Annotated in this window: 20 protein-coding genes; 16 read left to right on the top strand and 4 right to left on the bottom strand. The window is 63.8% G+C overall.

From position 1 onward, the window contains the following. Positions 1-91: 91 nt before the first annotated feature. A complete protein-coding gene (locus PJL15_RS00720; RefSeq protein ID WP_281449422.1) occupies positions 92-2,485 on the top strand; it encodes a RelA/SpoT family protein in 2,394 nt (797 codons plus the stop codon). Here the strand turns inward: PJL15_RS00720 and PJL15_RS00715 are convergent. The 3 genes from PJL15_RS00715 to PJL15_RS00705 form a co-directional block, all read right to left on the bottom strand. Beyond that, a complete protein-coding gene (locus PJL15_RS00715) occupies positions 2,482-3,093 on the bottom strand; it encodes a hypothetical protein (protein WP_281449306.1) in 612 nt (203 codons plus the stop codon). The two genes, PJL15_RS00720 and PJL15_RS00715, sit on opposite strands and share 4 nt — an antisense overlap. Before the next feature lie 94 nt (positions 3,094-3,187). After that, positions 3,188-4,675 carry a DUF349 domain-containing protein gene (locus PJL15_RS00710; RefSeq protein ID WP_281449305.1) on the bottom strand — a complete coding sequence of 496 codons (1,488 nt, stop codon included), beginning with the start codon at positions 4,673-4,675 and terminating at the stop codon, positions 3,188-3,190. 66 nt (positions 4,676-4,741) lie between these two features. Further along, a complete protein-coding gene (locus PJL15_RS00705) occupies positions 4,742-5,536 on the bottom strand; it encodes a peptidylprolyl isomerase (RefSeq protein ID WP_281449304.1) in 795 nt (264 codons plus the stop codon). A 208-nt stretch (positions 5,537-5,744) separates the two neighbouring features. Between PJL15_RS00705 and hisS the strand changes: the two genes are divergently transcribed. The 3 genes from hisS (at position 5,745) to PJL15_RS00690 (ending at position 9,881) form a co-directional block, all read left to right on the top strand. Further along, the gene (gene hisS, locus PJL15_RS00700) at positions 5,745-7,100 is read left to right on the top strand and encodes a histidine--tRNA ligase (protein ID WP_281449303.1); all 1,356 of its coding nucleotides are present in this window, start codon (positions 5,745-5,747) and stop codon (positions 7,098-7,100) included. Between the two features lie 110 nt (positions 7,101-7,210). Then, on the top strand, positions 7,211-9,016 hold the full coding sequence (aspS, locus tag PJL15_RS00695; protein ID WP_281449302.1) for an aspartate--tRNA ligase: 1,806 nt from the start codon (positions 7,211-7,213) through the stop codon (positions 9,014-9,016). 88 nt (positions 9,017-9,104) lie between these two features. After that, complete coding sequence (locus PJL15_RS00690; RefSeq protein ID WP_281449301.1) at positions 9,105-9,881, top strand: GNAT family N-acetyltransferase; 777 nt, start codon at positions 9,105-9,107, stop codon at positions 9,879-9,881. On the opposite strand, the gene PJL15_RS00685 is transcribed toward PJL15_RS00690, so the two are convergent. Next, a complete protein-coding gene (locus PJL15_RS00685) occupies positions 9,845-10,483 on the bottom strand; it encodes a Vms1/Ankzf1 family peptidyl-tRNA hydrolase (protein ID WP_281449300.1) in 639 nt (212 codons plus the stop codon). The two genes, PJL15_RS00690 and PJL15_RS00685, sit on opposite strands and share 37 nt — an antisense overlap. A 40-nt stretch (positions 10,484-10,523) precedes the next feature. On the opposite strand from PJL15_RS00685, the gene PJL15_RS00680 reads away from it, so the two are divergent. The 12 genes from PJL15_RS00680 to PJL15_RS00625 all read left to right on the top strand — a co-directional run bounded on the left by PJL15_RS00680 (position 10,524) and on the right by PJL15_RS00625 (position 22,989). Continuing rightward, on the top strand, positions 10,524-11,948 hold the full coding sequence (locus PJL15_RS00680; RefSeq protein ID WP_281449299.1) for a replication-associated recombination protein A: 1,425 nt from the start codon (positions 10,524-10,526) through the stop codon (positions 11,946-11,948). Between the two features lie 191 nt (positions 11,949-12,139). Beyond that, on the top strand, positions 12,140-12,760 hold the full coding sequence (gene rpsD, locus PJL15_RS00675) for a 30S ribosomal protein S4 (protein WP_026540819.1): 621 nt from the start codon (positions 12,140-12,142) through the stop codon (positions 12,758-12,760). Positions 12,761-12,917: 157 nt separating this feature from the next. Then, positions 12,918-13,292 (top strand): DUF948 domain-containing protein, encoded by a 375-nt coding sequence (locus PJL15_RS00670; RefSeq protein WP_018777745.1) that lies wholly within the window; start codon positions 12,918-12,920, stop codon positions 13,290-13,292. 22 nt (positions 13,293-13,314) lie between these two features. Further along, positions 13,315-13,545 carry a hypothetical protein gene (locus PJL15_RS00665; RefSeq protein ID WP_281449298.1) on the top strand — a complete coding sequence of 77 codons (231 nt, stop codon included), beginning with the start codon at positions 13,315-13,317 and terminating at the stop codon, positions 13,543-13,545. Between the two features lie 115 nt (positions 13,546-13,660). Continuing rightward, entirely contained in the window at positions 13,661-16,339 is a 2,679-nt protein-coding gene (gene alaS, locus PJL15_RS00660; protein WP_281449297.1) for an alanine--tRNA ligase, read from the top strand. A 2-nt stretch (positions 16,340-16,341) separates the two neighbouring features. Continuing rightward, positions 16,342-16,932: a Holliday junction resolvase RuvX gene (ruvX, locus tag PJL15_RS00655; RefSeq protein WP_281449296.1), complete on the top strand. Its 591-nt coding sequence runs from the start codon at positions 16,342-16,344 to the stop codon at positions 16,930-16,932. Further along, complete coding sequence (mltG, locus tag PJL15_RS00650) at positions 16,929-18,740, top strand: endolytic transglycosylase MltG (protein ID WP_281449295.1); 1,812 nt, start codon at positions 16,929-16,931, stop codon at positions 18,738-18,740. The genes ruvX and mltG overlap by 4 nt, the downstream gene beginning before the upstream one ends. Next, positions 18,737-19,591 (top strand): shikimate dehydrogenase family protein, encoded by an 855-nt coding sequence (locus PJL15_RS00645; protein WP_281449294.1) that lies wholly within the window; start codon positions 18,737-18,739, stop codon positions 19,589-19,591. Before mltG ends, PJL15_RS00645 begins: the two co-directional genes overlap by 4 nt. 26 nt (positions 19,592-19,617) lie before the next feature. Continuing rightward, a complete protein-coding gene (gene aroC, locus PJL15_RS00640; protein WP_281449293.1) occupies positions 19,618-20,817 on the top strand; it encodes a chorismate synthase in 1,200 nt (399 codons plus the stop codon). After that, entirely contained in the window at positions 20,817-21,383 is a 567-nt protein-coding gene (locus PJL15_RS00635) for a shikimate kinase (protein ID WP_281449292.1), read from the top strand. Before aroC ends, PJL15_RS00635 begins: the two co-directional genes overlap by 1 nt. Beyond that, positions 21,380-22,471: a 3-dehydroquinate synthase gene (gene aroB / locus PJL15_RS00630; protein ID WP_281449291.1), complete on the top strand. Its 1,092-nt coding sequence runs from the start codon at positions 21,380-21,382 to the stop codon at positions 22,469-22,471. Before PJL15_RS00635 ends, aroB begins: the two co-directional genes overlap by 4 nt. Beyond that, positions 22,468-22,989 (top strand): tetratricopeptide repeat protein, encoded by a 522-nt coding sequence (locus tag PJL15_RS00625; RefSeq protein ID WP_281449290.1) that lies wholly within the window; start codon positions 22,468-22,470, stop codon positions 22,987-22,989. Before aroB ends, PJL15_RS00625 begins: the two co-directional genes overlap by 4 nt. Positions 22,990-23,078 lie beyond the last annotated feature (89 nt).

Genomic DNA, 23,078 nt, shown 5'->3' with positions numbered 1-23,078 from the left:
CCGCTGCGATCGTCATGTGCTGTCCAGTTGCAGAAGCATTCAGTTGCGGGAATAGACTGGAAGAATTAAATCGGTTGTGAGGGGTACTTCTGTGGAAGAACGTGCGACGTCGGCACCACCGGCGGGCGGGGAAGACGACCGCAATGCAGTGGCGGTCCCAGCAACAGGCGTGCCCGGCCGGGCTTCAAGCGCGGTTCCGGTGGACATGCCCGGAGCCCGTCCGACGTTCCCCGGCCGAAGGGAACGCACGCGTTCCCGGCTCGCGCGACTGACCGGACGAGGCGTCGCCCCGTACTCGCCGATCCTCGAGCCTTTGCTGCGGACGGTCAGGGCAAACAACCCCAAAGAAGATTTCGACCTGATCCAGCGCGCGTTTGCCGTGGCCGAGCGGAGCCACCAGGGGCAGAAACGCAAGAGCGGCGATCCCTACATCACGCACCCGGTTGCCGTGGCCACCATCCTGGCCGAACTTGGCATGACGGGCACCACCCTGGCCGCTGCATTGCTGCACGACACCGTGGAGGACACCCCCTACACCCTGGCGGACCTGACGCGTGATTTCGGGCCGGAAGTTGCAATGCTGGTGGACGGCGTCACCAAGCTGGACAAGGTCAGCTTCGGTGAAGCGGCACAGTCCGAAACCGTCCGCAAAATGGTCGTTGCCATGGCCAAGGACATCCGCGTCCTCATGATCAAACTGGCCGACCGCTTGCACAACGCGCGCACCTGGCGGTTCGTCTCTGCCGAATCCTCCTCGCGCAAGGCGCGTGAAACCCTGGAGATCTTCGCGCCACTGGCCCACCGACTGGGCATGAACACCATCAAATGGGAGCTGGAGGACCTGTCCTTCGCAGCCCTCTACCCCAAGGTGTACGAAGAAATCGTCCGGATGGTGGGGGATCGGACGCCGGAGCGCGAAAAGAGCCTGAGCGTCATCCGCAACCAGATAGCGGACGATCTCCGGACTGCCCGGATCAAGGCCACCATCACGGGCCGCCCGAAGCATTACTACTCCATCTACCAGAAGATGATCGTCCGGGATAAGGATTTCGACGACATCAATGACCTCATGGGTGTCCGGGTTCTGGTTGACTCCGTCCGTGACTGTTATGCGGCACTTGGCACCCTCCACTCGCGATGGAACCCCCTGCCGGGCAGGTTCAAGGACTACATCGCGATGCCGAAGTTCAACATGTACCAATCGCTGCATACAACGGTGATCGGGCCTGGCGGCAAACCTGTCGAGATCCAGATCCGGACGCACGAGATGCACCGGCGGGCAGAGTATGGTGTGGCCGCCCACTGGAAGTACAAAGACCAGCCAAACCGGACGGCACAAGGTCCGGGCAGCCCCCGGGACGGCGATATGGGTTGGCTGCGGTCCCTGGTCGACTGGCAGCAGGAAACGTCCGACCCAGGCGAGTTCCTGGATTCCCTGCGTTACGAGATCAACGCCCGGGAAGTCTTCGTCTTCACGCCCAAGGGTGAGGTCATGGCGCTTCCCGCCGGGTCCACCCCGGTGGACTTCGCCTACGCTGTGCACACCGAAGTGGGGCACCGGACCATCGGCGCACGCGTCAACGGCAAGCTCGTCCCGCTGAACAGCGAACTGAACCATGGCGACTGGGTGGAAATTTTCACCTCCAAGGCCGAAGGCGCAGGCCCCAGCCAGGACTGGCAACACTTCGTCAAGTCGGCCCGGGCGCGGAACAAGATCAGGCAGTGGTTCACCAAGGAGCGTCGCGAAGAAGCGATCGACCGTGGCAAGGACATGCTGACTCGTGCCATGCGCAAGCAGAACTTGCCGCTGCAGCGGCTCATGACCCACGATGCCCTGTCGGCGGTTGCTGAGGATTTCCATTACGTCGACATCTCCGGACTCTACGCAGGGGTCGGCGACGGGCACACATCCGCGCAGTCCGTCATGGAAAAGCTCATGGAGCACCTCGGCGGGCACGAGACCCCGGATGAGGACCTGGACGAGGTCAGCATCCCCACCCAGGTAGCCAAGTCCAAGTTCTCGGATTCGGGCGTGATTGTCAGGGGCGTGGGCGATGTGTGGGTCAAGCTTGCCCGGTGCTGCACACCTGTACCGCCTGACCCCATCCTTGGCTTTGTAACGCGCGGTTCCGGTGTGTCCGTGCACCGGACTGACTGCACCAATGTCTCGGGGTTGCGGGACCAGCCTGACAGGATTGTCGACGTCGAATGGGCGCCTACGCAGTCCAGCGTGTTCCTGGTGGAAATCCAGGTGGAAGCACTGGACCGGAAATCGCTGCTGTCCGACGTGACCCGCATCCTGTCGGAAAACCACGTCAACATCCTTGCGGCATCCGTTCACACCTCCAGTGACAGGGTTGCAATCTCCAAGTTTGCGTTCGAAATGGGCGATCCCAAGTACCTGCACCACGTTTTGAACGCAGTGCGCCGCATCGATGGTGTCTTTGACGTCTACCGCACCACAGGAAACCGCCGCCGGAACTAGGGCTGCGTGGTCGCCGGCATGAGTTGGGCCAGGGTGGCCAAGGCGCGTTTCTTGTGGGGCACCCGAGGAGCGGCTTCCACGGCCAGGATCAGAAGCCGTAGCCTGATGCCAAGTTCCGGCCTGTCCAGGAGCCGCTTCAGTACTGGCAATGCACGCTCCATTTCAACGTGGAGGGCGATGTCGGCCGCTGTCCTGAGCGGAGTGCTCACCAGCATGCCGCCAAGGCTCACGACATCCATCTGCCCCAGCCGTACTTCGTGCAGGCTGCAGCCCATGGTGCCGCGAAGGCTTGAGATCCGGTGCTTGGCATCAACCAGGAGCGACAACTTTTCGGGCGGTTTGGCGCAGCCGTAAATCCAGGCGGCGGTGAGTCTGCCTGCCACCACTTTGGTGCGGATCCGCTCCGGTACGCTCAGGGCTGCTGCCCGGGCGCGGAGCCTGTGGGTGATGGCCACGCCAGGCGAGGAGTAATTCTTCCCGTACAGGGGCAGCAGGATGCCATCGAAGGCCATCCCCTGGAGCTCGTTCCAGCTAAAGATGCGGCCAGGGGAGTAGAGCTCGGGAATGACCGGCTCGAGTAATTGCGGGGCGGTGACAGCGGGGACCATCACTCGATCATTCCGCGGGGCCGCCTAACGAGTACAGGCTCCGTCCCGGCTATGTGGATAACCGGTACGGAGCCTGCGGCAACGTCAGATATGGTCAGGCGAGATCGCTGGCCGAACGCTGGATCTGGTCAAGCCAGGCCTGGCGGGCTTCCAGGGCTTCACGGGCAGCCTTGATACGGCGCTGGTCGCCAGCTTTCTCTGCCTTGTCGAGATCGTCCTTGAGGCCCGCAATTGCGGCTTCGAGTTGGGTCAAGGCACTGTTGGTGCGTGCCTTGGTTTCCGGGTTGCTCCGGCGCCACTTCTCTTCTTCGGCTTCGCGGACAGCATCTTCGACCTTGCGAAGGCCTGCCTCGATCCGGCCCATGTCGGCACGCGGGACCTTGCCGGCATCTTCCCAACGATCACGAATGGACTGCAGTGCCTTCTTGGCGGCGTTGAGGTCCTTGATGGGCAGCAATGCCTGGGCCTCGGCAACCAGTTGCTCCTTGACGGCCAGGTTCGCAGTGTATTCCTGGTCGATCTGTTCGTTGGCAGCCTGTCGGTTGCTGAAGAAGACGTCCTGTGCGGCGCGGAACCGGCCCCACAATGCGTCATCATCCTTGCGGCTGGCCCGGGGGGTGGCCTTCCACTGATCCATGAGCCTGCGGTATTCACCGGCGGCGTAGCCCCAGTCAGTCGACGAGGAAAGTGCCTCGGCCTCTGCGATCAGGGCCTCCTTGGCGGACTTCGCGGCGGAGTTATTGCTGTCCAGCTGCGAGAAGTAGGCGCGGCGGTGCCGGTCAAACACCGTGCGGGCCGAGCGGAACCGCTTCCACAAGGCGTCCTCGTTGCTGCGTCCCAGCCGGACGCCGCTCTTCTGTGCGGCCTTCCAGGACTCAAAGAGTTCGTTCATGCGCGCGCTGGAAGTTTTCCACTGGATCTGTGCGGGATCCTGGCCGGCAATGGACTCCGCTTCAGAGACGATTGCCTCGCGGGCAGCGAGTTCGCTGGCCCGCACGGCGTCGTGGGCGGCTTTTTCGGACTTCTCCAGCTCGAGAATTTGCGTGGACAGGGTGTCCAACCGGGCCTCGGCGGAACGGATGTCACCGACCATGTTGCGCTCGGCCAGTTGCTCACGCAGATGGGTGACGGTCTTCTGCATATCTGTTGCCGGAGCCTTGGATTCCACCCGGTGTTCCAGCAGGACCACCTGGGCGATGACGTCGTCGAACTTCCGGGCGAAATAGCCCAAGGCTTCGTCGGGGCTGACTCCCGGGTATTGCCCGACGGCGATCTCCTCGCCATCCAGCGTCAGGAAGACGTGGCCGTCTCCTTCAGCGCGCCCCCACTTGGCAGCTTCGGCGAGCGATGCGGCAGATACTGCCGGGGCGGCAGGAACAACAGGGGCGGGCGCCTTGGGGCGTGCCGCAAAGGCCGCGGGGGACGGGGCCGCGGACGGTGCCGGACGTGGTGCCGGGGGTTCGGCGGCAGCCGGTGCAGGGGCAGCTTCGGACGGTGCCTCGGCCCCGTTTGCTTCGATCACCTCGACCGCTTCATCGTTGGCCACTGCTGCTGTTTCGTCGGATTTCTGACTGTCTGTCACCGCTAAAAGTCTTTCGCTTGGAGGGACTGCTAAGGCAATGCACCCCGGGCCGGGGCCTGGAGCTGGTTACTTCAGAGAAAACGAGTCTATCGTGACAGGTGCCACAGGGGCGCCGTCGGTGGTGTTTTCGCCGGGTTTGAGGCCGGCCGCGGCGATCTTGGTGACTACGTCCAGTCCGCTTGTCACCTTGCCCACCACTGTGTACCCACCGGCAGTATCCGCCGGGATAGTGGTGTCCTTGTAGACAATGAAGAACTGGTGGCCGTTGCCATAGGCATTATTGCCGCTGCGGGCAATGGCGATGGTTCCGGCAGGGTAGTTGTTGTCCGCGGGAGTGTTTTCCAGGGGACCCCAGCGGTAGTTGGGATCATCGGCGCCGTCCTCGGATTTCGCGCCACACTGCAGGAGGCCGAACGTCTCGGAGGTGGTAAGCCGGTGGCAGTTCGCCCCGCTGTAATAGCCGGCGTCGCTCAGTGACTTCAGGACCGCGGCCGCCTGCGGAGCGGCAGTGCCATTCAATTCGACGCCTACGACACCGCCGTTCAGGGAGAGCTCGCCGGTGAAGGTCTTGCCTGCTGCGGTGTCGGCGCTGGGGACATCGGCACTGTTGGAGGCGGTGGGTGAGGCCGAAGGCGACGTGAGTCCGGCTTCGGCAGCGGCGAATTCGTCTTCAGTGGGGTTGGAACTGAACACGGTGAGCTGGAGGACGACGGCGAGCACAACCGCCGCAGCACCCGCACCGATGGCGATGGTGTTGTCGCGTTTGCGGCGCTTTCCCTGTTCCTGCCGCAGGGCGCGCTTGGCTTCCATCTGCCTGATGCGCCTTTTCGCTTCGCGGTCATCCCGCGACCTTGTTGCCAAGAGTCCTCCTGATGATGTGCACTTTGGATGGCCGCCAACAGGAACCCGGGCATGCTGCATTAGATGTGCACGCGCGGAAAGCATAAACTGGCTGCCGCACATAGTTTATGCATGACCGGCTGGACGCCCGCCCTGTAAACGCCGAACGGACGTTTAAAGCTGCGGCGCCGAAGCCTGCGTCAGCTTTCTTCGAGGAGACAATTCCACCATGGCACGTACCGCCTCCCTGTCCGGATTCCCCGAGTGGCTTCCCGAGGAGCGGTTGGTGGAGCTCCACGTGCTGGATACGCTCCGGAAAACGTTTGAGCTGCATGGCTTTTCCTCCATTGAGACCCGTGCCGTCGAAACGGTGGGCCAGTTGCTTCGCAAGGGCGAGATCGATAAAGAGGTCTATGGCCTCAGCCGGCTCCAGGATGAGGAAGCCGAGGCCGCCAAGCAGAACGGTTCGGACAAGTCGGATCCCAACGCCCTCGCACTGCACTTCGACCTGACGGTTCCTTTTGCGCGCTACGTTGTGGAAAACGCGGGCTACCTGGCATTTCCGTTCCGCCGCTACCAGATCCAGAAGGTGTGGCGTGGCGAACGCCCCCAGGAAGGCCGCGCGCGCGAGTTCACCCAGGCCGACATTGACGTCGTCGGTGACGGCGAACTGCCGTTCCGCTACGACGTGGAGATCGCGCTGGTTATCGCAGAAGCCCTGAGCGCCCTTCCGATTCCGGATTTCCGGCTCCGGATCAACAACAGGAAGCTGGCCGAGGGCTTCTATCGCGGCATTGGCCTGACGGATACGGCCGGCGTGCTGCGGAGCATCGACAAACTCGAAAAAATCGGTGCCGACAAGGTAGCCGGGTTGCTCAAGTCAGAGCTCGGTGCCACCGACGAGCAGGCAGCCCTTGCCCTTCAGCTTGCCACGATCCGAACGGAAGACACATCGTTCGTGGACCAGGTCCGCGCACTCGGCGTGAAGGATGCCCTCCTCGACGAAGGCCTGAGTGAGCTTCAGCAGGTCATCGAGGCTGCCGTGCAGCGTGCGCCGGGCAAGGTTGTTGCCGACCTGAGCATCGCCCGCGGCCTCGATTACTACACGGGCACGGTTGTCGAAACCGTGCTCGTGGGGCACGAGCAGCTCGGTTCGATCTGTTCCGGCGGGCGCTACGACGCGCTGGCCAGCAAGGGCAACCGCAAGTTCCCCGGCGTCGGGCTTTCCATCGGCGTGACGCGCCTTGTCTCACGCATCCTCAGCCAGGAACTGGCGTCGGCCTCCCGCGCCGTGCCTACGGCCGTTCTGGTCGCCCTGAATACCGACGACAGCTGGTCGGCCGCCCAGGACATCGCAGCCTCGTTGCGTGGCCGCGGCATTGCTACCGAGGTTGCCGCGAAGGCAGATAAGTTCGGCAAGCAGATCAAGTTTGCCGACCGGCGCGGCATTCCGTTTGTGTGGTTCACCGACGACGACGGAAAGCACCAGGTCAAGGACATCCGCTCCGGTGAGCAGGTCGATGCCGATCCCATGAGCTGGACGCCGCCCGAGGAAGACCTCCACGTCCGCGTCACCACGGCCTGACCAGAACAATGCTTGTCCCGCCCTTTGGCGGGAGCCGCGGCCGGGGCGGGTAAACTCGGACGGGACCGCCTTGCAGCGGTCCCTCTAAATTTCATGCTGAAAGGAATGCTGTGCTGCGCACACATGACCTCGGATCCCTTCGTTCCGAGCACATTGGACAAACCGTTACCCTGGCCGGCTGGGTGGGCCGGCGCCGTGATCACGGTGGCGTTGCATTCGTTGACCTGCGCGACGCGTCCGGCGTGGCCCAGGTGGTTGTCCGTGAGGAAGAGGTCTTCCACGGCCTCCGGAACGAGTACGTCCTGCAGGTCACAGGCACGGTCAACAAGCGTCCTGAAGGCAACGAGAACCCGGCCCTGGCAACGGGGGAGATTGAGGTCATCGCCGACAAGGTGGTCATCCTCAACACTTCCGAGCCGCTGCCGTTCCAGATCGACGAACACGTCGAGGTTGGCGAGGAAGCACGCCTGAAGCACCGCTACCTCGACCTTCGCCGCCCCGGCCCCGCACGCAACATGCGGCTTCGTTCGGAAGCCAACCGAGTGGCCCGCGAGCTGCTGCACCAGCGCGGCTACGTCGAGATCGAGACCCCAACGCTGACGCGTTCGACGCCGGAAGGCGCCCGCGACTTCGTTGTCCCGGCCCGCTTGGCCCCGGGATCCTGGTACGCCCTCCCGCAGTCGCCGCAGCTTTTCAAGCAGCTCCTCCAAGTGGGCGGCTTCGAGAAGTACTACCAGATCGCACGCTGCTACCGCGATGAGGATTTCCGTGCCGACCGCCAGCCGGAATTCACCCAGCTGGACATCGAAGCCAGCTTCGTGGACCAGGACGACGTCATTGAACTCGGCGAAGCAATCGTCAAGGCGCTCTGGCAGCTGATCGACGTCGAGATCCCCACGCCGATCCGCCGCATGACGTACCTGGACGCCATGGCCAAGTACGGCTCCGACAAGCCGGACCTGCGTTTCGGTGTCGAGCTGACCGAACTGACCGAATTCTTCAAGGACACCAACTTCGGCGTCTTCAAGGCCCCTTACGTGGGCGCAGTTGTGATGCCGGGCGGCGCTTCCCAGCCGCGCCGCACCCTGGACGGCTGGCAGGAATTCGCCAAGCAGCGCGGGCACAAGGGCCTGGCCTACGTGCTCTTCAAGGAAGACGGCGAACTGGCTGGCCCGGTCGCCAAGAACCTGACCGACGCCGAACGTGAAGGCCTGGCCGACGCCGTCGGTGCCAAGCCGGGCGATTGCATCTTCTTCGCCGCCGGTGAGAAGTCCGCAGCCCGTGCACTGCTCGGTGCTGCCCGCGTTGAAATCGGTCACCGCACGGGCCTGATCGATCCCAACGATTGGGCCTTCGTATGGATCGTGGACGCCCCGATGTTCGAGCCCGCCGCGGCTGCCGTCGCTTCGGGTGACGTCGCAGTGGGTGCCGGCCAGTGGACGGCTGTGCACCACGCGTTCACCTCGCCCAAGCCCGAATTCCTGGACACGTTCGACAAGGACCCCGAGTCGGCCCTGTCCTACGCCTACGACATCGTCTGCAATGGCAACGAAATCGGCGGCGGTTCGATTCGTATCCACGACCGCGAAGTGCAGGAACGCGTGTTCCAGCTCATGGGCCTGGACAAGGAAGACGCCGAAACGAAGTTCGGCTTCCTGCTGGAGGGCTTCAAGTATGGCGCGCCTCCCCATGGCGGCATGGCCCTCGGCTGGGACCGCGTGGTGGCGCTGCTCGCGGGCGTGGAGTCGATCCGCGATGTCATTGCCTTCCCGAAGTCGGGCAACGGCTATGACCCCCTGACGGCCGCTCCTGCCCCGATCACGCCGCAGCAGCGCAAGGAAGCAGGCGTCGACTTCAAGCCTGAGGTTAAGTCGGAGTCAAAGCCCGCTGCCAAGCCCGAAACAAAGTCCGAGTAACGCCGTTGCCAAAAGGCTCTCCACTGTGGTGGGGGGCCTTTTGGCATTCAAGCCACAGAGTTTTTCAAGCCACAGAAAGGTGCCGCACGTGCTGGAGCAGTCACTCCTGGAAGACCTCATGGACAAGGCCTGGCCTGCCCTGGAGCGCGAGGAATCGGGGGAGTGGGTGCTTCGCGCCTCCGAAGGCGTGACGCAGCGGGCCAATTCTGTCTGGCCCAGGTTTCCCTCCCAGGATGGGCAGGACAGCATCGCACGCTCGGTTGACTCGGCTGCGCTGTGGTACCGCAGCCGCCGCTTGCCCCTGATTTTCCAAATCTTCGATGACCCCCGCACCGCCGGCCTCAACGCCGTACTGGACGGCCAGCGCTTCACCAGGCAGTCCGAAACAAGGATCATGGTCCGGGGCGTCGATGACCTTCGCGACGCAACTCCCGCGCAGGGTGTTGAACTCAGCGATGATCCCTCCCGTGAATGGCTTGATCTGTGGTGGTCCGTGGACGGCCGCGGCGGCGAGGCCGAACTGTCCGTCGCCCGCAATATCCTCACCTCGTGCCCCTCGCTGTACGCCCTGGTGCGGGACGACGACGGCGTACCTGCCGCCGTCGGGCGTCTGGCCTTGGTGGACGGCTGGGGCGGCATTTACGCCATGGCGACCTCGCCCGAACACCGCAGGCGCGGATACGCCACGAGGGTGCTGTCAGCGTTGTTGCAGTCCGGAAGCCAACGGAACCTCAAGGGCTTCTGGCTTCTGGTCACCATGGCCAACCAGGGAGCGCAGGCGCTCTACTCGCAGGCAGGCTTTACGAACCAGGGCGGTTACTTCTACCGTCAGGCTCCGCTGAAACGTGCCCCGGGTGGTTGCTGAACGGGCCCATCGGAGACGGTAATCCGGATGGAGCAGGCGTCCGCGGCAGCTTTTGGAAGGACGGCCGACCTCGGTTCCTGGACATCCAGGAAGGCCAGCCGCGTCCGCCCCGCTACGGATTTAAGTGCCGGGTGGGCAAGAAGCTGATTGACCAAGGTCCGGTCTCCGCCCGGGACGATGTACTCAACGCGGTATTCACTGAAGATCCGGAATGCGTGTTCTGCCGTCGCCCTGGCTTCGACGAAGCGGTTCCCGCTCTTCGAGGCCAGGATGGTGGACCCGCTGGCAGCAGCTATGGCGTAGCCACCCCGGCGGATCAGCAGCAGGCCAAGCGCCCGTTCCTGCGTAGCCAGGGAGGCCAGGCGTTCCAGCTCGGTTGCTCCGCGTCCCGGACGCCCGTCCGCTGGCCAGGGGGCCTTGAGGGACGCAGTTGCGCCATCGGCGGCACGCAGCACCAGCCCGCCGTCGTCGAGGTCTACCACGAGGGCGCCGTGGCCGGCGGCAAACCGGTCCACCCATCCCTGCAGCCTCGCTGCGGGCACCAAGGCGGTGCGGCTGCCTGTTCGCCTTCGCGGCGCCGGGGCTGGGGTTGGGCGGTGCACTCAATGTCTCCTTTGCTGGAACTATGAGTAGCCTATCCATGTGGAAGATCTCTTTGGTGCCGGTGCAGACAACGACGACGAGTCGGAGGAACTGCCTGCCGCCGGAGGGCCATCGGATGCCAACTGGATGGCGTCCCAGCGCAGCCCCTTGGCCGTGCGGATGCGTCCGCGGACCTTGGACGATGTGGTGGGCCAGCAGCACTTGCTGGGTCAGGGGTCTCCGCTCCGGCAACTCGCGGCGGGGGCTGAAGCCGCAGGTCCGGCCGGTCCCAGCTCTCTGATCCTCTGGGGGCCGCCGGGGACGGGCAAGACCACCCTTGCCCATGTGATCGCCCGCGGCCCGGGCCGGAAGTTCGTTGAATTGTCGGCTATCACCGCCGGTGTCAAGGACGTGCGCAGGGTCATGGACGAAGCCTTGACGGCCCGTGATTTGTACAAGAAGACCACGGTGCTTTTCCTGGACGAGATCCACCGCTTCAACAAGGCGCAGCAGGATGCCCTTTTGCCCGGCGTCGAGAACCGGTGGGTTGTGTTGGTTGCGGCCACCACGGAGAACCCGTCTTTTTCGGTGGTCTCGCCGTTGTTGTCACGCTCGCTTCTCCTGACTTTGAAGCCGCTGACCGAAGACGACATCTCAGGCCTGCTGCAGCGTGCAGTCGCCGATGCCCGTGGCCTCGCCGGTCGGGTGGAACTCAGTCCTGAGGCGCTGGAACACCTCGTCCGTTTGTCCGGTGGGGATGCGCGGCGGGCGTTGACGGCCCTGGAAGCCGCCGCCGGGGTAGCGTTCGGCGACATCGACGACGTCGAGGATGACGGATCGGACGCGCCGGTGATGCTGGAACTGCGACACACAGAACGCGCCCTGGACGCCGCCGCCGTCCGCTACGACCGTGCCGGGGACCAGCATTACGACGTAGCCAGCGCCTTCATCAAATCCATCCGTGGCTCCGACGTCGATGCCGCCTTGCACTATCTGGCGCGGATGCTCGAAGCCGGGGAAGATCCGCGGTTCGTAGCCCGAAGGATCGTGATCTCCGCCGCCGAGGATATTGGCATGGCGGACCCCACGGCGTTGCAGACAGCCGTGGCCGCGGCGCAGGCCGTGCAGCTGATCGGCATGCCCGAGGGCCGAATTGTGTTGGCCGAAGCTGTGGTGCACCTGGCCACGGCCCCTAAATCAAATGCCGCCTACATGGGCTTGAACAAGGCAGTGGCGGATGTGCGGGCCGGCTACGGTGGCGGCATTCCCATGCACCTGCGCGATGCCCACTATCCCGGCGCCAAACAGTTGGGCCACGGGACGAGCTACAAGTACGCCCATGACGAGCCGCACGGAGTTGCCACCCAGCAGTACCCCCCGGACGACCTCGTCGGCAAGGACTACTACGAGCCCACCAACAACGGTGCGGAGCGGGACATCGCGGCACGGCTGGAGCGGCTCCGGAAGATCGTCCGCGGCGAGTAGTCCGGGTGAACGCTGCAAAGCCCGCGTGGTAGGATTGATCCTTGTCTGGCATGACCCGACGCCAAATCCCTTGAAGATTTCCTTCAATGGTGCTGCGCGCCCGGGTTAGTAGCAAGAGGCAGCGGTTGGCCGATGCTCTCCCTGATGGAGGCCAGTAACACTGACACACCGCAGTAATTGGAAGGACACAAGTGGCTAACAACACTCGTGCTCGCCGTACCGCACGCCTTTCGCGTGCACTCGGCATTGCTCTGACCCCCAAGGCCGCCAAGTACATGGAGCGCCGTCCGTACGGCCCCGGCGAGCATGGCCGTGCCCGCAAGAAGCAGGACTCCGACTACGCCGTACGTCTGCGCGAAAAGCAGCGTCTGCGCGCCCAGTACGGCATCCGCGAAGCACAGATGACCCGTGCCTTCGAAGAAGCACGCCGCACCAAGGGCCTCACCGGTGAAAACCTGGTTGAGCTGCTCGAAATGCGTCTGGACGCCCTCGTGCTCCGTGCAGGCTTCGCCCGCACCATCGCACAGGCCCGCCAGCTTGTTGTGCACCGCCACATCATGGTTGACGGCATCCGCGTTGACCGCCCGTCGTTCCGCGTTGGCGAAGGCCAGCTCATCCACGTTCACAGCCGCTCCGAGGTCATGCCTCCGTTCCAGGTCGCTGCTGCCGGTGCACACGTCCTGAACAACGTGCCGCCGTACCTGGACGTCAAGATCGACGCCCTCCAGGCCCGCCTGGTTCGTCGCCCGAAGCGCTCCGAGGTCCCCGTGATCTGCGAAGAGCAGCTCGTCGTCGAATTCTACGCTCGCTAATTTCAAGCAGCGCAAACAAAGAAGCCCGTGGCATCCGCCGCGGGCTTCTTTGTCTATAAGGTACCGGGCCACTATAGGTAAGGTACTGGGGGAGGCCTTGGCCAAACCGCGACGCGGCAGGTGCAAGGCAGCGCAACGATCCTAGGAGAAGTGTTCTATGTCTGGTGGCGACATTGCCGGTCTCATCGCAGCGGGAGTCTTCGCGCTCCTGGTCCTGCTGTTGGCTGTGCCCATTTTGAAGTTGGGCGGGGTTTTCGACGAGGTCCGCACCTCCATCCGTTCCATCAGCGACGGCGCCACGCCCCTGATGGACGAGGTGACCGCTACGGTCACCACCACCAACCAGCAGTTGAAGAAGGTGGACGGCATCGCCTCCAACGTTTCGGATGCGTCCGCCAACATCTCAGCCCTGTCCTCGCTCGTGGCGGCGACGGTAGGTTCACCGCTGATCAAGGTGGCTGCTTTCAGCTACGGCGTCCGCTCGGCTTTCGCCGCACGCCGCACCCCTTCCTCCGGCCGTCGCAGCCGCTGAATATCCGGGAGACCATAAACCGATGAAGAGAATTGTCTGGATGGGCATTGGCGTCGCAATCGGCGTCATCGCGTTACGTAAGATCACCGAGGCACAGGCCAACCTGGGGCCCGAAGGTTTGAACCGGGCTGTTGGCCGGATGGCTGATGGGCTGTTCGACTTTGCCGACGCCGTGCGCTCGGGCATGCACCAGCGGGAAGAGGATCTCCGGGCTGCGCTTGGGATCGACGACGCCGCAGCAGGCGGACGGTAACTGGAGCGGTTCGCTCCCAAGCCCTCAACAGGGCAGAATGGAAAGCTGCGGAACGGCACCAGCCGGTACCGCGCACATCGTGTGCAGTGAATTGAGAAGGGTAAGTAATCAGCTAATGAAGTCGCAGGAGATCACCAAGCGCTGGGTGGACTTTTTTGTCAGCAAGGGCCACACCGCCGTTCCCTCCGCGTCGCTCGTTTCCAGCGACCCGTCCCTTCTCTTCACTGTGGCCGGAATGGTGCCGTTCATTCCTTACCTCACGGCCCGCGAAGAGCCGCCCTACAGCCGTGCCACCAGCGTCCAGAAGTGCATCCGCACCGGCGACATTGAGGAAGTCGGCAAGACTGCCCGCCATGGAACGTTCTTCCAAATGTGCGGCAACTTCTCCTTCGGCGATTACTTCAAGGAAGACGCCATCAAGTTCGCCTTCGAACTGCTCACCACCAGCGTGGACGACGGCGGTTACGGACTTCCTGCCGAGCGTCTCTGGGTGACGGTTTACGAAGAGGACGACGAAGCCAAGGAACTGTGGCTCAAAAACACCGGTATTCCGGCCGAGCGCATCCAGCGGATGGGCAAAGCTGACAACTACTGGTCCACCGGCCAGCCCGGTCCGGCCGGCCCCTGCTCGGAAATCTACTATGACCGCGGCCCTGCCTACGGCATCGAAGGCGGCCCCCTCGCCGACGAGACCCGGTACATCGAAATCTGGAACCTGGTGTTCATGCAGTACCAGATCGAGAACGTCCGCTCGAAGGTGGATTTCGACATCGTGGGCGAACTCCCGAAGAAGAACATCGACACCGGCCTTGGCATGGAGCGCCTGGCGATGATCCTCCAGGGCGTCGAGAACATGTATGAGACCGACCAGGTCCGTCCCGTTATCGACAAGGCTGCCGAACTCTCCGGTCGCGAGTACACCTCGGCTGAGTCGCCCGAAGATCCGCACCACACTGACGACGTCCGTATGCGGGTCGTCGCCGACCACATCCGGTCAGCCTTGATGCTCATTGCCGATGGCGTGGCACCGTCCAACGAGGGCCGTGGCTATGTGCTCCGCCGCCTCATCCGCCGTGCCGTGCGTGCCATGCGACTGCTGGGTGTCGAAAAGGCCTGCCTGCCGGACCTTCTTCCCGCCTCCCGCGACGCCATGAAGGGCGTCTACCCGGTAGTTGAGACGGACTTTGCCCGCATCAGCCGGATCGCCTACGCCGAGGAAAAGGCGTTCCTGCGCACCATCGCTTCGGGCACCGCCCGCCTGGAGGATGCTGTAGCTGAGTCGAAGGCTGCAGGAGTTCCACTCTCCGGCGCCGACGCCTTTGCCCTGCACGACACCTACGGTTTCCCGATCGACCTCACTTTGGAAATGGCAGAGGAAGCCGGCCTCAAGGTTGATGAGGCAGGCTTCCGCTCACTGATGCTCGAGCAGCGCCAGCGGGCACAGGCCGATGCCAAGGGCAAGAAGGGCGGCCACGCCGACCTCAGCGCCTACCAGGAACTCCTGGGCAAGGGCGAGACCGTCTTCACCGGCTACGACGAACTTGAGGGTGAAGCCAAGGTCCGCGGCATCGTCAACGGCGGCCGCGCGGTGGCACATGCCTCTACCGGCGATGAGATCGAGCTTGTCCTGAACGAAACTCCGTTCTACGCCGAAGCCGGTGGCCAGTCCGCTGATACCGGCCTCATCACCGGTGACGGTTTCGTCGTCGAGGTCCTGGACGTTCAGCGCCCCATCAAGGGCCTGAGCGTGCACAAGGCGATCGTCCGCGAAGGCGAGATCGCCTCCGACGCCCTGGTGCGCGCCGCCGTCGACCGCGAACGCCGGCATGCCGCAGAACAAGCCCACACGGGAACGCACATTGTCCACGCCGCACTGCACCAGATCCTCGGGCCTGAAGCTACCCAGCGCGGTTCCTATAACAAGGCCGGCTACCTGCGCTTCGACTTCGCCTGGGGTGAGGGCCTGAGCCCCGCCACGCGCTCCGAGATCGAAGAAGTCTCCAACATTGCCATCCGGAACAACTACCGGGTGGACACCAAGGTGATGGGGCTGGCAGAGGCCAAGGCACTGGGTGCCATGGCGCTCTTCGGCGAAAACTACGGCAGCGAAGTCCGGGTCGTCGAGATCGACGGCGCATGGTCGCGCGAGCTCTGCGGCGGCACGCACGTGTCCAACACCTCGCTCATCGGCAGCCTCTCGCTGCTTGGTGAGCAGTCCGTTGGTTCGGGAAACCGGCGCGTTGAGGCGTTCGTGGGCCTGGACGCGTTCCGTCACCTCGCCGCCGAGCGCGCGCTGGTCACTGAACTGACGGAGCTGCTGAAGGTTCCATCCGGCCAGCTTGCCGATCGCATCTCCAGCACGCTGAACAAGCTCAAGGCCACCGAGAAGGAACTCGACCGTCTCCGTAAGGAACAGCTCGCTGCCGCGGCCGCGAACCTCGTGGGCACTGCCAAGGATGCCGCTGGCGTCCGTGTCGTAGCCCACGACGCCGGCCAGGTGGGTGGCGCCGACGACTTGCGGAACCTTGCCCTTGACCTGCGCAACCGCCTCGGTTCCGAGGCCGCTGCTGTGGCCGTTGCCGGCGTCAGCAACGATCGCCCGGTGGTCCTGATCGCCACCAACGAAGCCGCACGCGAGGCCGGGGTCAAGGCCGGTGCGCTGGTCCGGCTCGCCGCGGGAATCCTTGGTGGCGGTGGCGGCGGCAAGGACGATGTCGCCCAAGGTGGCGGAACCGACGCTGCGAAGGTCCCTGAGGCCCTCACAGCGGTGGTGGACGCGATAGCCAAGCGCTGACAGTGTCCACACGTACTAACCATGACGTCTACCCCCATGGCATCAAACTGGGGGTAGACGTCGGTACCGTTAGGGTTGGCCTTGCCCAGTGCGATCCCGACGGAATCCTTGCCACACCATTCAAGACGGTAGGGCGCGATGCCAAGAAGAACTCCGATGTCCGTGTGGTGGTCAAACACGCCGCGGAGTTGCCTGCCGTGCAGGTATTTGTTGGCCTCCCACGAACCATGAAGGGCGACGAACGCGGTTCCGCAGCCATGGCCGTCGAGTACGCCCGGCTCCTTGTGGCCGAGCTCGCCCGCGCCGGTTTGGACATTCCCGTGAACCTCGTCGATGAGCGGCTTTCCACCGTTACGGCACACCGCAACCTGCACGAAGCTGGCATGAGCAGCAGGAATCACCGTAAAGTGGTTGATCAGGTTGCTGCTGCTGGAATACTTCAGCACGCGATCGACATGCAAAAAGCCAGAGGAACGGACGTTGGCCGCCGAGTGCAGGCACCGGCGGAGTCCGAAAAGCCCAGCAGTGCCCCAACGCTGCAGGCTGCCTCCGGCAGTGAACCTGATTCTTCTACGAGGGGACTGCAACTGTGAGCCCGGTCAACAACGACCCCTCCAGCGGTACCGCCGGCGGCGGCATGCCGCTGACCCGCAAAGAGCTGCGGGCGCGGGAACGATTCCTCGCCACGCAGAACCACAATGTCGTACCCGTTCCCGAAGCGACTCCAGGGGAAGATTCCTCGCCGGAAGAGGCTGAGGCCGAACTTCCGCGCCCCGTTCCTGCTGTTCCGGCCCCGCCGGTGCCGCAAGCACCGCCGGTATCGGCGGCGCCGCCTGTGCCCGCAGCTCCACCTGTGCCCGCAGCTCCACCGGTCTCCGAAACACCACCGGTTCCCGCCGCGACGCCGGCTGCCGAGGCGCCCCGCGCCAGTGCAGAACCAACCCCAGCGCACGAAGACGAGGCAACTTCCGTTGACCGCGGTGCGCGTGCCGACGCTCCGCATGCCGATGTTGAGCCTGCTGCCGAAGCCGGGCATGAAGAATTTGACCACTCCCACGCCGGGCACGGCGATGAGGACCTGGTCCACGCCGAGTACGTCGGGGCGCCGTTGGAAGCCCATGGGTACGCTGAGCATGATGCGCACTACGGCGTTGCCGCGCATGACGGGGTTCACCCCGATGAGCTGCATCACGATGCTCTCCTCCATGACGAACTCCACCCGGATGAGTTGCACCACGATGCCCTCCTCCATGACGAACTCCACCCCGATGAGTTGCACCATGACGACCATCCCCACGAACTCCTGGCGCCTGTGGCGTCCCCCGCTTCCAAAGCTGCCGCGAAAAAGGCGCGCCGCCGCCGTCGTGTCCTTGCCCTTCTGCTGACGCTGGTGGTGTTCGTCGCTGCGATCGCTGTCGGAGCGCAGTTCCTGAAGCCCTTGCTGGGCATGGACAAGGTCACGGACTACCCGGGACCCGGCACGGGCTCCGTCAACGTCACCGTGGCCCAGGGCTCAGGGCCCAAGGCAGTGGCAACCGAACTCGTGCAGAAGCACGTTGTGGCCGATGCCGATTCCTTCGTCAAGGAGTTCGTCAGCCAGGGCGGCGAATTGTCGCCCGGTGATTTCACGTTCCGCACGGAGATGAAGAATTCGGACGCCGTGGCGGTCCTGGTGAATAAGGACACGTCCAAGGTCATGTACTTCGCGCTGAGCGCGGGCCTGCGGGTCAACGAGTCCCTGGATGCCATCGCCAAGGGTTCGGGTATTCCACTGGAGCAACTCAATGCCCTCAATCAGGCGCCTGGCCAGTTCGGCCTTCCGGCCAAGGCCAAGAACCTTGAAGGATTCCTGGCGCCAGGGGAGTACCGCTTCGATCTCGGGACCCCTGCCAAGGACATCATCCAGAAGCTCGTCACCACCACGCTGGATGAGCTCAAATCGCAGGGAATCACCGATCCCGCCAAGCAATACGACACCGTGACCATCGCCAGCATCGTGCAGGCCGAAGGCGGGCAAGCGGACTACGGAAACGTTGCCGGCGCCATCTACAACAGGCTCAAGCCCAACAACGTCGAAACCAGCGGACTCATCCAGTCCGACGCCACGGTGACGTATGGGCTCGGCAGGAAGTCCTTCCACGTCACGGAAGAGGAAAAAGCCGACAAGTCCAATCCGTACAACACGTACGCGAATGTCGGACTGCCCGTGGGTCCCATCGGTTCACCGGGCAAGACCGCGATCGATGCCGCTGCAAAGCCGACTCCCAACGACTACATGTACTGGGTGACCATCAACCTGGACACCAAGGAGACCAAGTTCTCCAAGACGTTGGCTGAGCACAACACGTACGTTGAGCAATACAACGCTTGGTGCCAGGCCAATGCGGGACGGTGTGTGTGAGTCGTCGGGCCGCGGTCCTGGGTCATCCGATCTCCCACTCGAAGTCCCCGGCGCTGCATACTGCTGCCTACGCCAAGCTCGGCGTTGACATAGGCTACTCCGCGATCGATGTCACTGTTGCCGGCCTCCCGGCATTCATGGAATCGCTGCGCGGGGACGGATCCTGGTGCGGCTTGTCGGTCACCATGCCGTTGAAGTCGGCCATGGTCCGTGAAGTCGATGAAGTCCGCGGCGCCGGTGCGCAGCTGGGCGTCATCAACACCGTGGTTTTCGAGCACGACGGCGGCACGGTGCGTCGGTCGGGATACAACACTGACGTCGCGGGCATCGTGGAATCGGTCCGGTATGCCGGCGTGGCATCGACTCCCCACGCGGCCATCCTTGGCGGCGGAGGCACCTCCGCCGCGGCGGTCGCCGCAGTTCGTGAACTCGGCGCAAGCCACGTTGACGTTTTTGTCCGCGACGCAGCCCGTGCCGGAGACGCGGAAGCCGCCGCGGCCGCCGTCGGGATCTCCCTCACCGTCAGGCCGCTGACGCAAGCCGCTACGGCTGTAGCGGGCACGGATCTGGTGATCTCGACCTTCCCGCCGCGCGCCGCTGATGATTTGGCCGAAGAGCTGGCGGCTTTGCCGGCAACCGGGGCGGGCGTCCTGCTGGACGTCGCCTACGATCCTTGGCCGAGCCGGATCGCGGAAGTGTGGAGCGGTCACGGGGGAGCAGTTGTCCCCGGCTTGGAGATGCTGATGTACCAGGCGGCAGAGCAGATACGGCTCTTCAGTGGCTGTGACGTTGATACCGCCGTCATAGATGTGATGTGCGACTCAGTCGGGCTTCCCCGGCGGGTGTTCTAGAGACCCTACATGGCAGGATTGGTTATATGTTGCGTTGGTTGACTGCCGGTGAATCCCATGGTCCGGCCCTGATCGGAATTGTTGAAGGCGTGCCCGCCGGTGTTGAACTCACCAGCGGGCAAATTCGTGATGCGTTGGCGCGTCGCCGCCTGGGCTATGGGCGTGGCGCCCGCATGAAGTTTGAGCAGGACGAAGTCACCATCATGGGTGGCGTCCGGCATGGAATCACTCAGGGCGGTCCGGTTGCCATCCAGGTGGGTAATACCGAGTGGCCCAAGTGGGAGCAGATCATGTCTGCGGACCCCGTGGATCCTGAGATCCTTGCCGACCAGGCCCGCAACGCGCCCCTGACCCGGCCCCGCCCAGGCCACGCGGATTTCACAGGCATGCAGAAGTACGGCTTCGATGAGGCCCGTCCGGTGCTCGAGCGTGCCAGCGCACGCGAGACCGCTACGCGCGTGGCCTTGGGAACCGTTGCAGCGCAGTTCCTGAAGCAGCTGGGCGTGGAACTGGTGAGCCACACCGTATCCATTGCCAGCGTTACCGTTCCCGAGGGCAGGCCTTTGCCCCTGCCCCAGGATGTCCTGGCCCTTGATGCAGACCCCTTGCGCTGCTTCGACCGCGAGACCTCGGACGCCATGGTTGCCGAGGTGGACGCTGCGCACAAGGAAGGCGAAACGCTCGGTGGCGTGGTTGAAGTGCTGGCGTACGGTCTGCCGCCGGGACTGGGCAGCTACGTTCACTGGGACCGCCGCCTCGACTCCCGTCTTGCCGCTGCCCTCATGGGCATCCAGGCCATCAAGGGCGTGGAAGTCGGTGACGGGTTCCTTACTGCTGCGCGCCGCGGTTCGGCTGCACACGACGAAATCCTCAAGGACGACTCCGGCAGGATTGTCCGCCAGACCAACCGTGCCGGCGGCATCGAAGGTGGCATGAGCATTGGCGAGGTCCTGCGGGTTCGTGCGGCCATGAAACCGATCGCTACGGTTCCGCGTGCCCTTCGGACTATTGACGTGAGCACCGGCGAGCCTGCCAAGGCACACCACCAGCGTTCCGATGTTTGCGCGGTTCCCGCTGCCGGTGTTGTTGCCGAAGCCATGGTTGCCCTGGTTCTGGCTGAGGCCGTTGCCGAGAAGTTCGGCGGCGATTCCGTGGCGGAGACCCAGAGGAACCTGCAAAGCTACCTCGACAGCATCCCCGCCACCTTGGACTCGGTCGGCCGGTAGTGATTCGCTCTGTCCAGGATGGCTGCCCCACCCGTCCCGTTGTCCTGGTGGGCCCTATGGCTGTTGGCAAGTCGGCCATAGGCCAGCAGTTGGCCCAGCAGCTTGGTCTGCCGTTTGTGGACACTGACGTCGTGGTTGTGGCCGCGCACGGCAGCATCGCAGATATTTTCGCAGGACGCGGCGAGCACGCCTTCCGCGAGATCGAGGCCCGGGCTGTTGCGAAGTCCATAGAAAGTGCCAAGGTTGAGCCCGCCATTATTTCGCTCGGCGGGGGAGCGGTCCTGGACTCCGGGACCCAACAATTGCTGGCTGACTGCATAGTGGTTTATCTCGAGTGTGACGCGGAAACTGTCGCTGACAGGATTGCCCGCAACACCGGAAGGCCCCTGCTGCAGGGCGACGCCATGGCCCGGTGGGAAGCGCTGTTCGCCACCCGGCGTCCCGTCTATGAACGGCTCGCCGACATCGTCATGGATGTCCGTACTGGATCCGTGGCGGAAATCGGCCTCCACTTGGAGGAACGGCTGCGCCAGCATGCAGCCTTGAAAGAGGAAGTTGAAAAGTGAGCAACGAAGCAACTGTCATCAAGGTGACCGGCCAGTCAGTCAATGAAAACTACGACGTCGTGGTGGGCAGGGGTCTCTTGCAGTCCCTCCCCGAAAAACTCGGCGAACGTGTCCGGCGCGTCCTGGTAATCCACCCCCGGGCCCTGCGGCTGACGGGCGACACCGTTCGCGACGAGCTTGAGAGTGCTGGATTTACCGCCCTCACAGCCGAAATCCCGGACGCCGAAGAAGGCAAGCACATCCAGGTTGCCGCGTTCTGTTGGCAAGTACTGGGCCAGAATGATTTCACGCGGTCGGACGCCATTGTTGCTGTAGGCGGCGGCGCTGTCACTGACCTTGCCGGCTTCGTGGCAGCCACGTGGCTTCGCGGCGTCAAAGTCATCCACATGCCCACGAGCCTCCTGGGCATGGTGGATGCCTCGGTCGGCGGAAAAACAGGCATCAATACGGCCGAGGGCAAGAACCTGGTGGGTTCCTTCCATCCGCCGGCGGCTGTCCTTGCCGACCTGGATACGCTCCAGACCCTGCCGAAGAATGAGCTCATCTCCGGGATGGCGGAGGTCATCAAGTGCGGATTCATTGCTGATCCGGCGATTCTCGAACTGATCGAAAAGAACACCGACGCCGTCATGGATCCCGGCTCGGACGTCGTCCGCGAACTCATTGAGCGTGCCATCGCGGTCAAGGCCGACGTCGTGTCCCAGGACCTCAAGGAATCCGGGCTGCGCGAAATCCTGAACTACGGCCACACCCTGGGCCATGCCATTGAACTGGTGGAGCGCTACTCCTGGCGCCACGGTGCGGCAGTGTCCGTGGGCATGATGTTCGCAGCCGAGTTGTCCCGCAGCGTAGGCCGCTTGTCCGACGCCGATGCTGACCGGCACCGCACCATCCTGGAAAGCCTCGGCCTGCCCATTACGTACCGCCGGGACCGCTGGCAGGGCCTGCTGGACGGTATGCGCCGGGACAAGAAGTCCCGTGGCGACCTTCTCCGCTTCGTCGTCCTGGACGGGGTAGCCAAGCCAGGGATTCTGGATGTTCCTGACACTTCCCTTCTCTTTGCCGCTTATCAGGAGATCGCATCATGACGATTGCCTTGCGCGAAGGAGTCAGCGACTGGCCTACTGCCGGCTTTCCCGGTGTCCGGATGAATCCGGATACGCTCCTGCCCGTGGTGGTCAACGAGGAAGTCATGGAGACCGCCCTTGCAGCGTCCGAAGACCCCGCAGACCGCATCATGGCACTGTTGCTTGAGAACCAGCCAAAGGAAGCGGCCGAGCTTCTGGCAGAGGCCCGGTACAAGGATCCAGAGTCGTTCCGGCTCAGGATCTTCGAGGCTGAAGTCCACCGTGCCACCAACCGGCTGGACAGGGCCGTGCAGTTGTTCCGGCACCTGTTGCATGAGGTCCAGGGAAGTTCCAAGGAAGCAGTAGTACGCCAGTATCTTGGTCGTGCCTATTTCGTGAGCGGCAACGCCCTGGCGGCGTCCGAGGAGTTCTCCAAGGCACTGGACCTTCGGGTGGCCATGGCCGCCGATGCCGCGTTGATCTACTCTTCCGCTGTAGCCCTGCAACGGGCCCGGGATGTCATGGAACTTGCTTCCTGAACACAGCGCGAAACGCTGTTCGCAAGGCCGTGGCGCTTTTGCCGGTAGAATGGTTCTTGGATTTTTGATAAATACGCGCTGGCGCGCCG

The sequence above is a fragment of the Paenarthrobacter nitroguajacolicus genome (assembly GCF_029952445.1).
Lineage (GTDB): Bacteria > Actinomycetota > Actinomycetes > Actinomycetales > Micrococcaceae > Arthrobacter > Arthrobacter nitroguajacolicus_B.
This window is presented reverse-complemented; position numbering and strand designations above follow the sequence as displayed.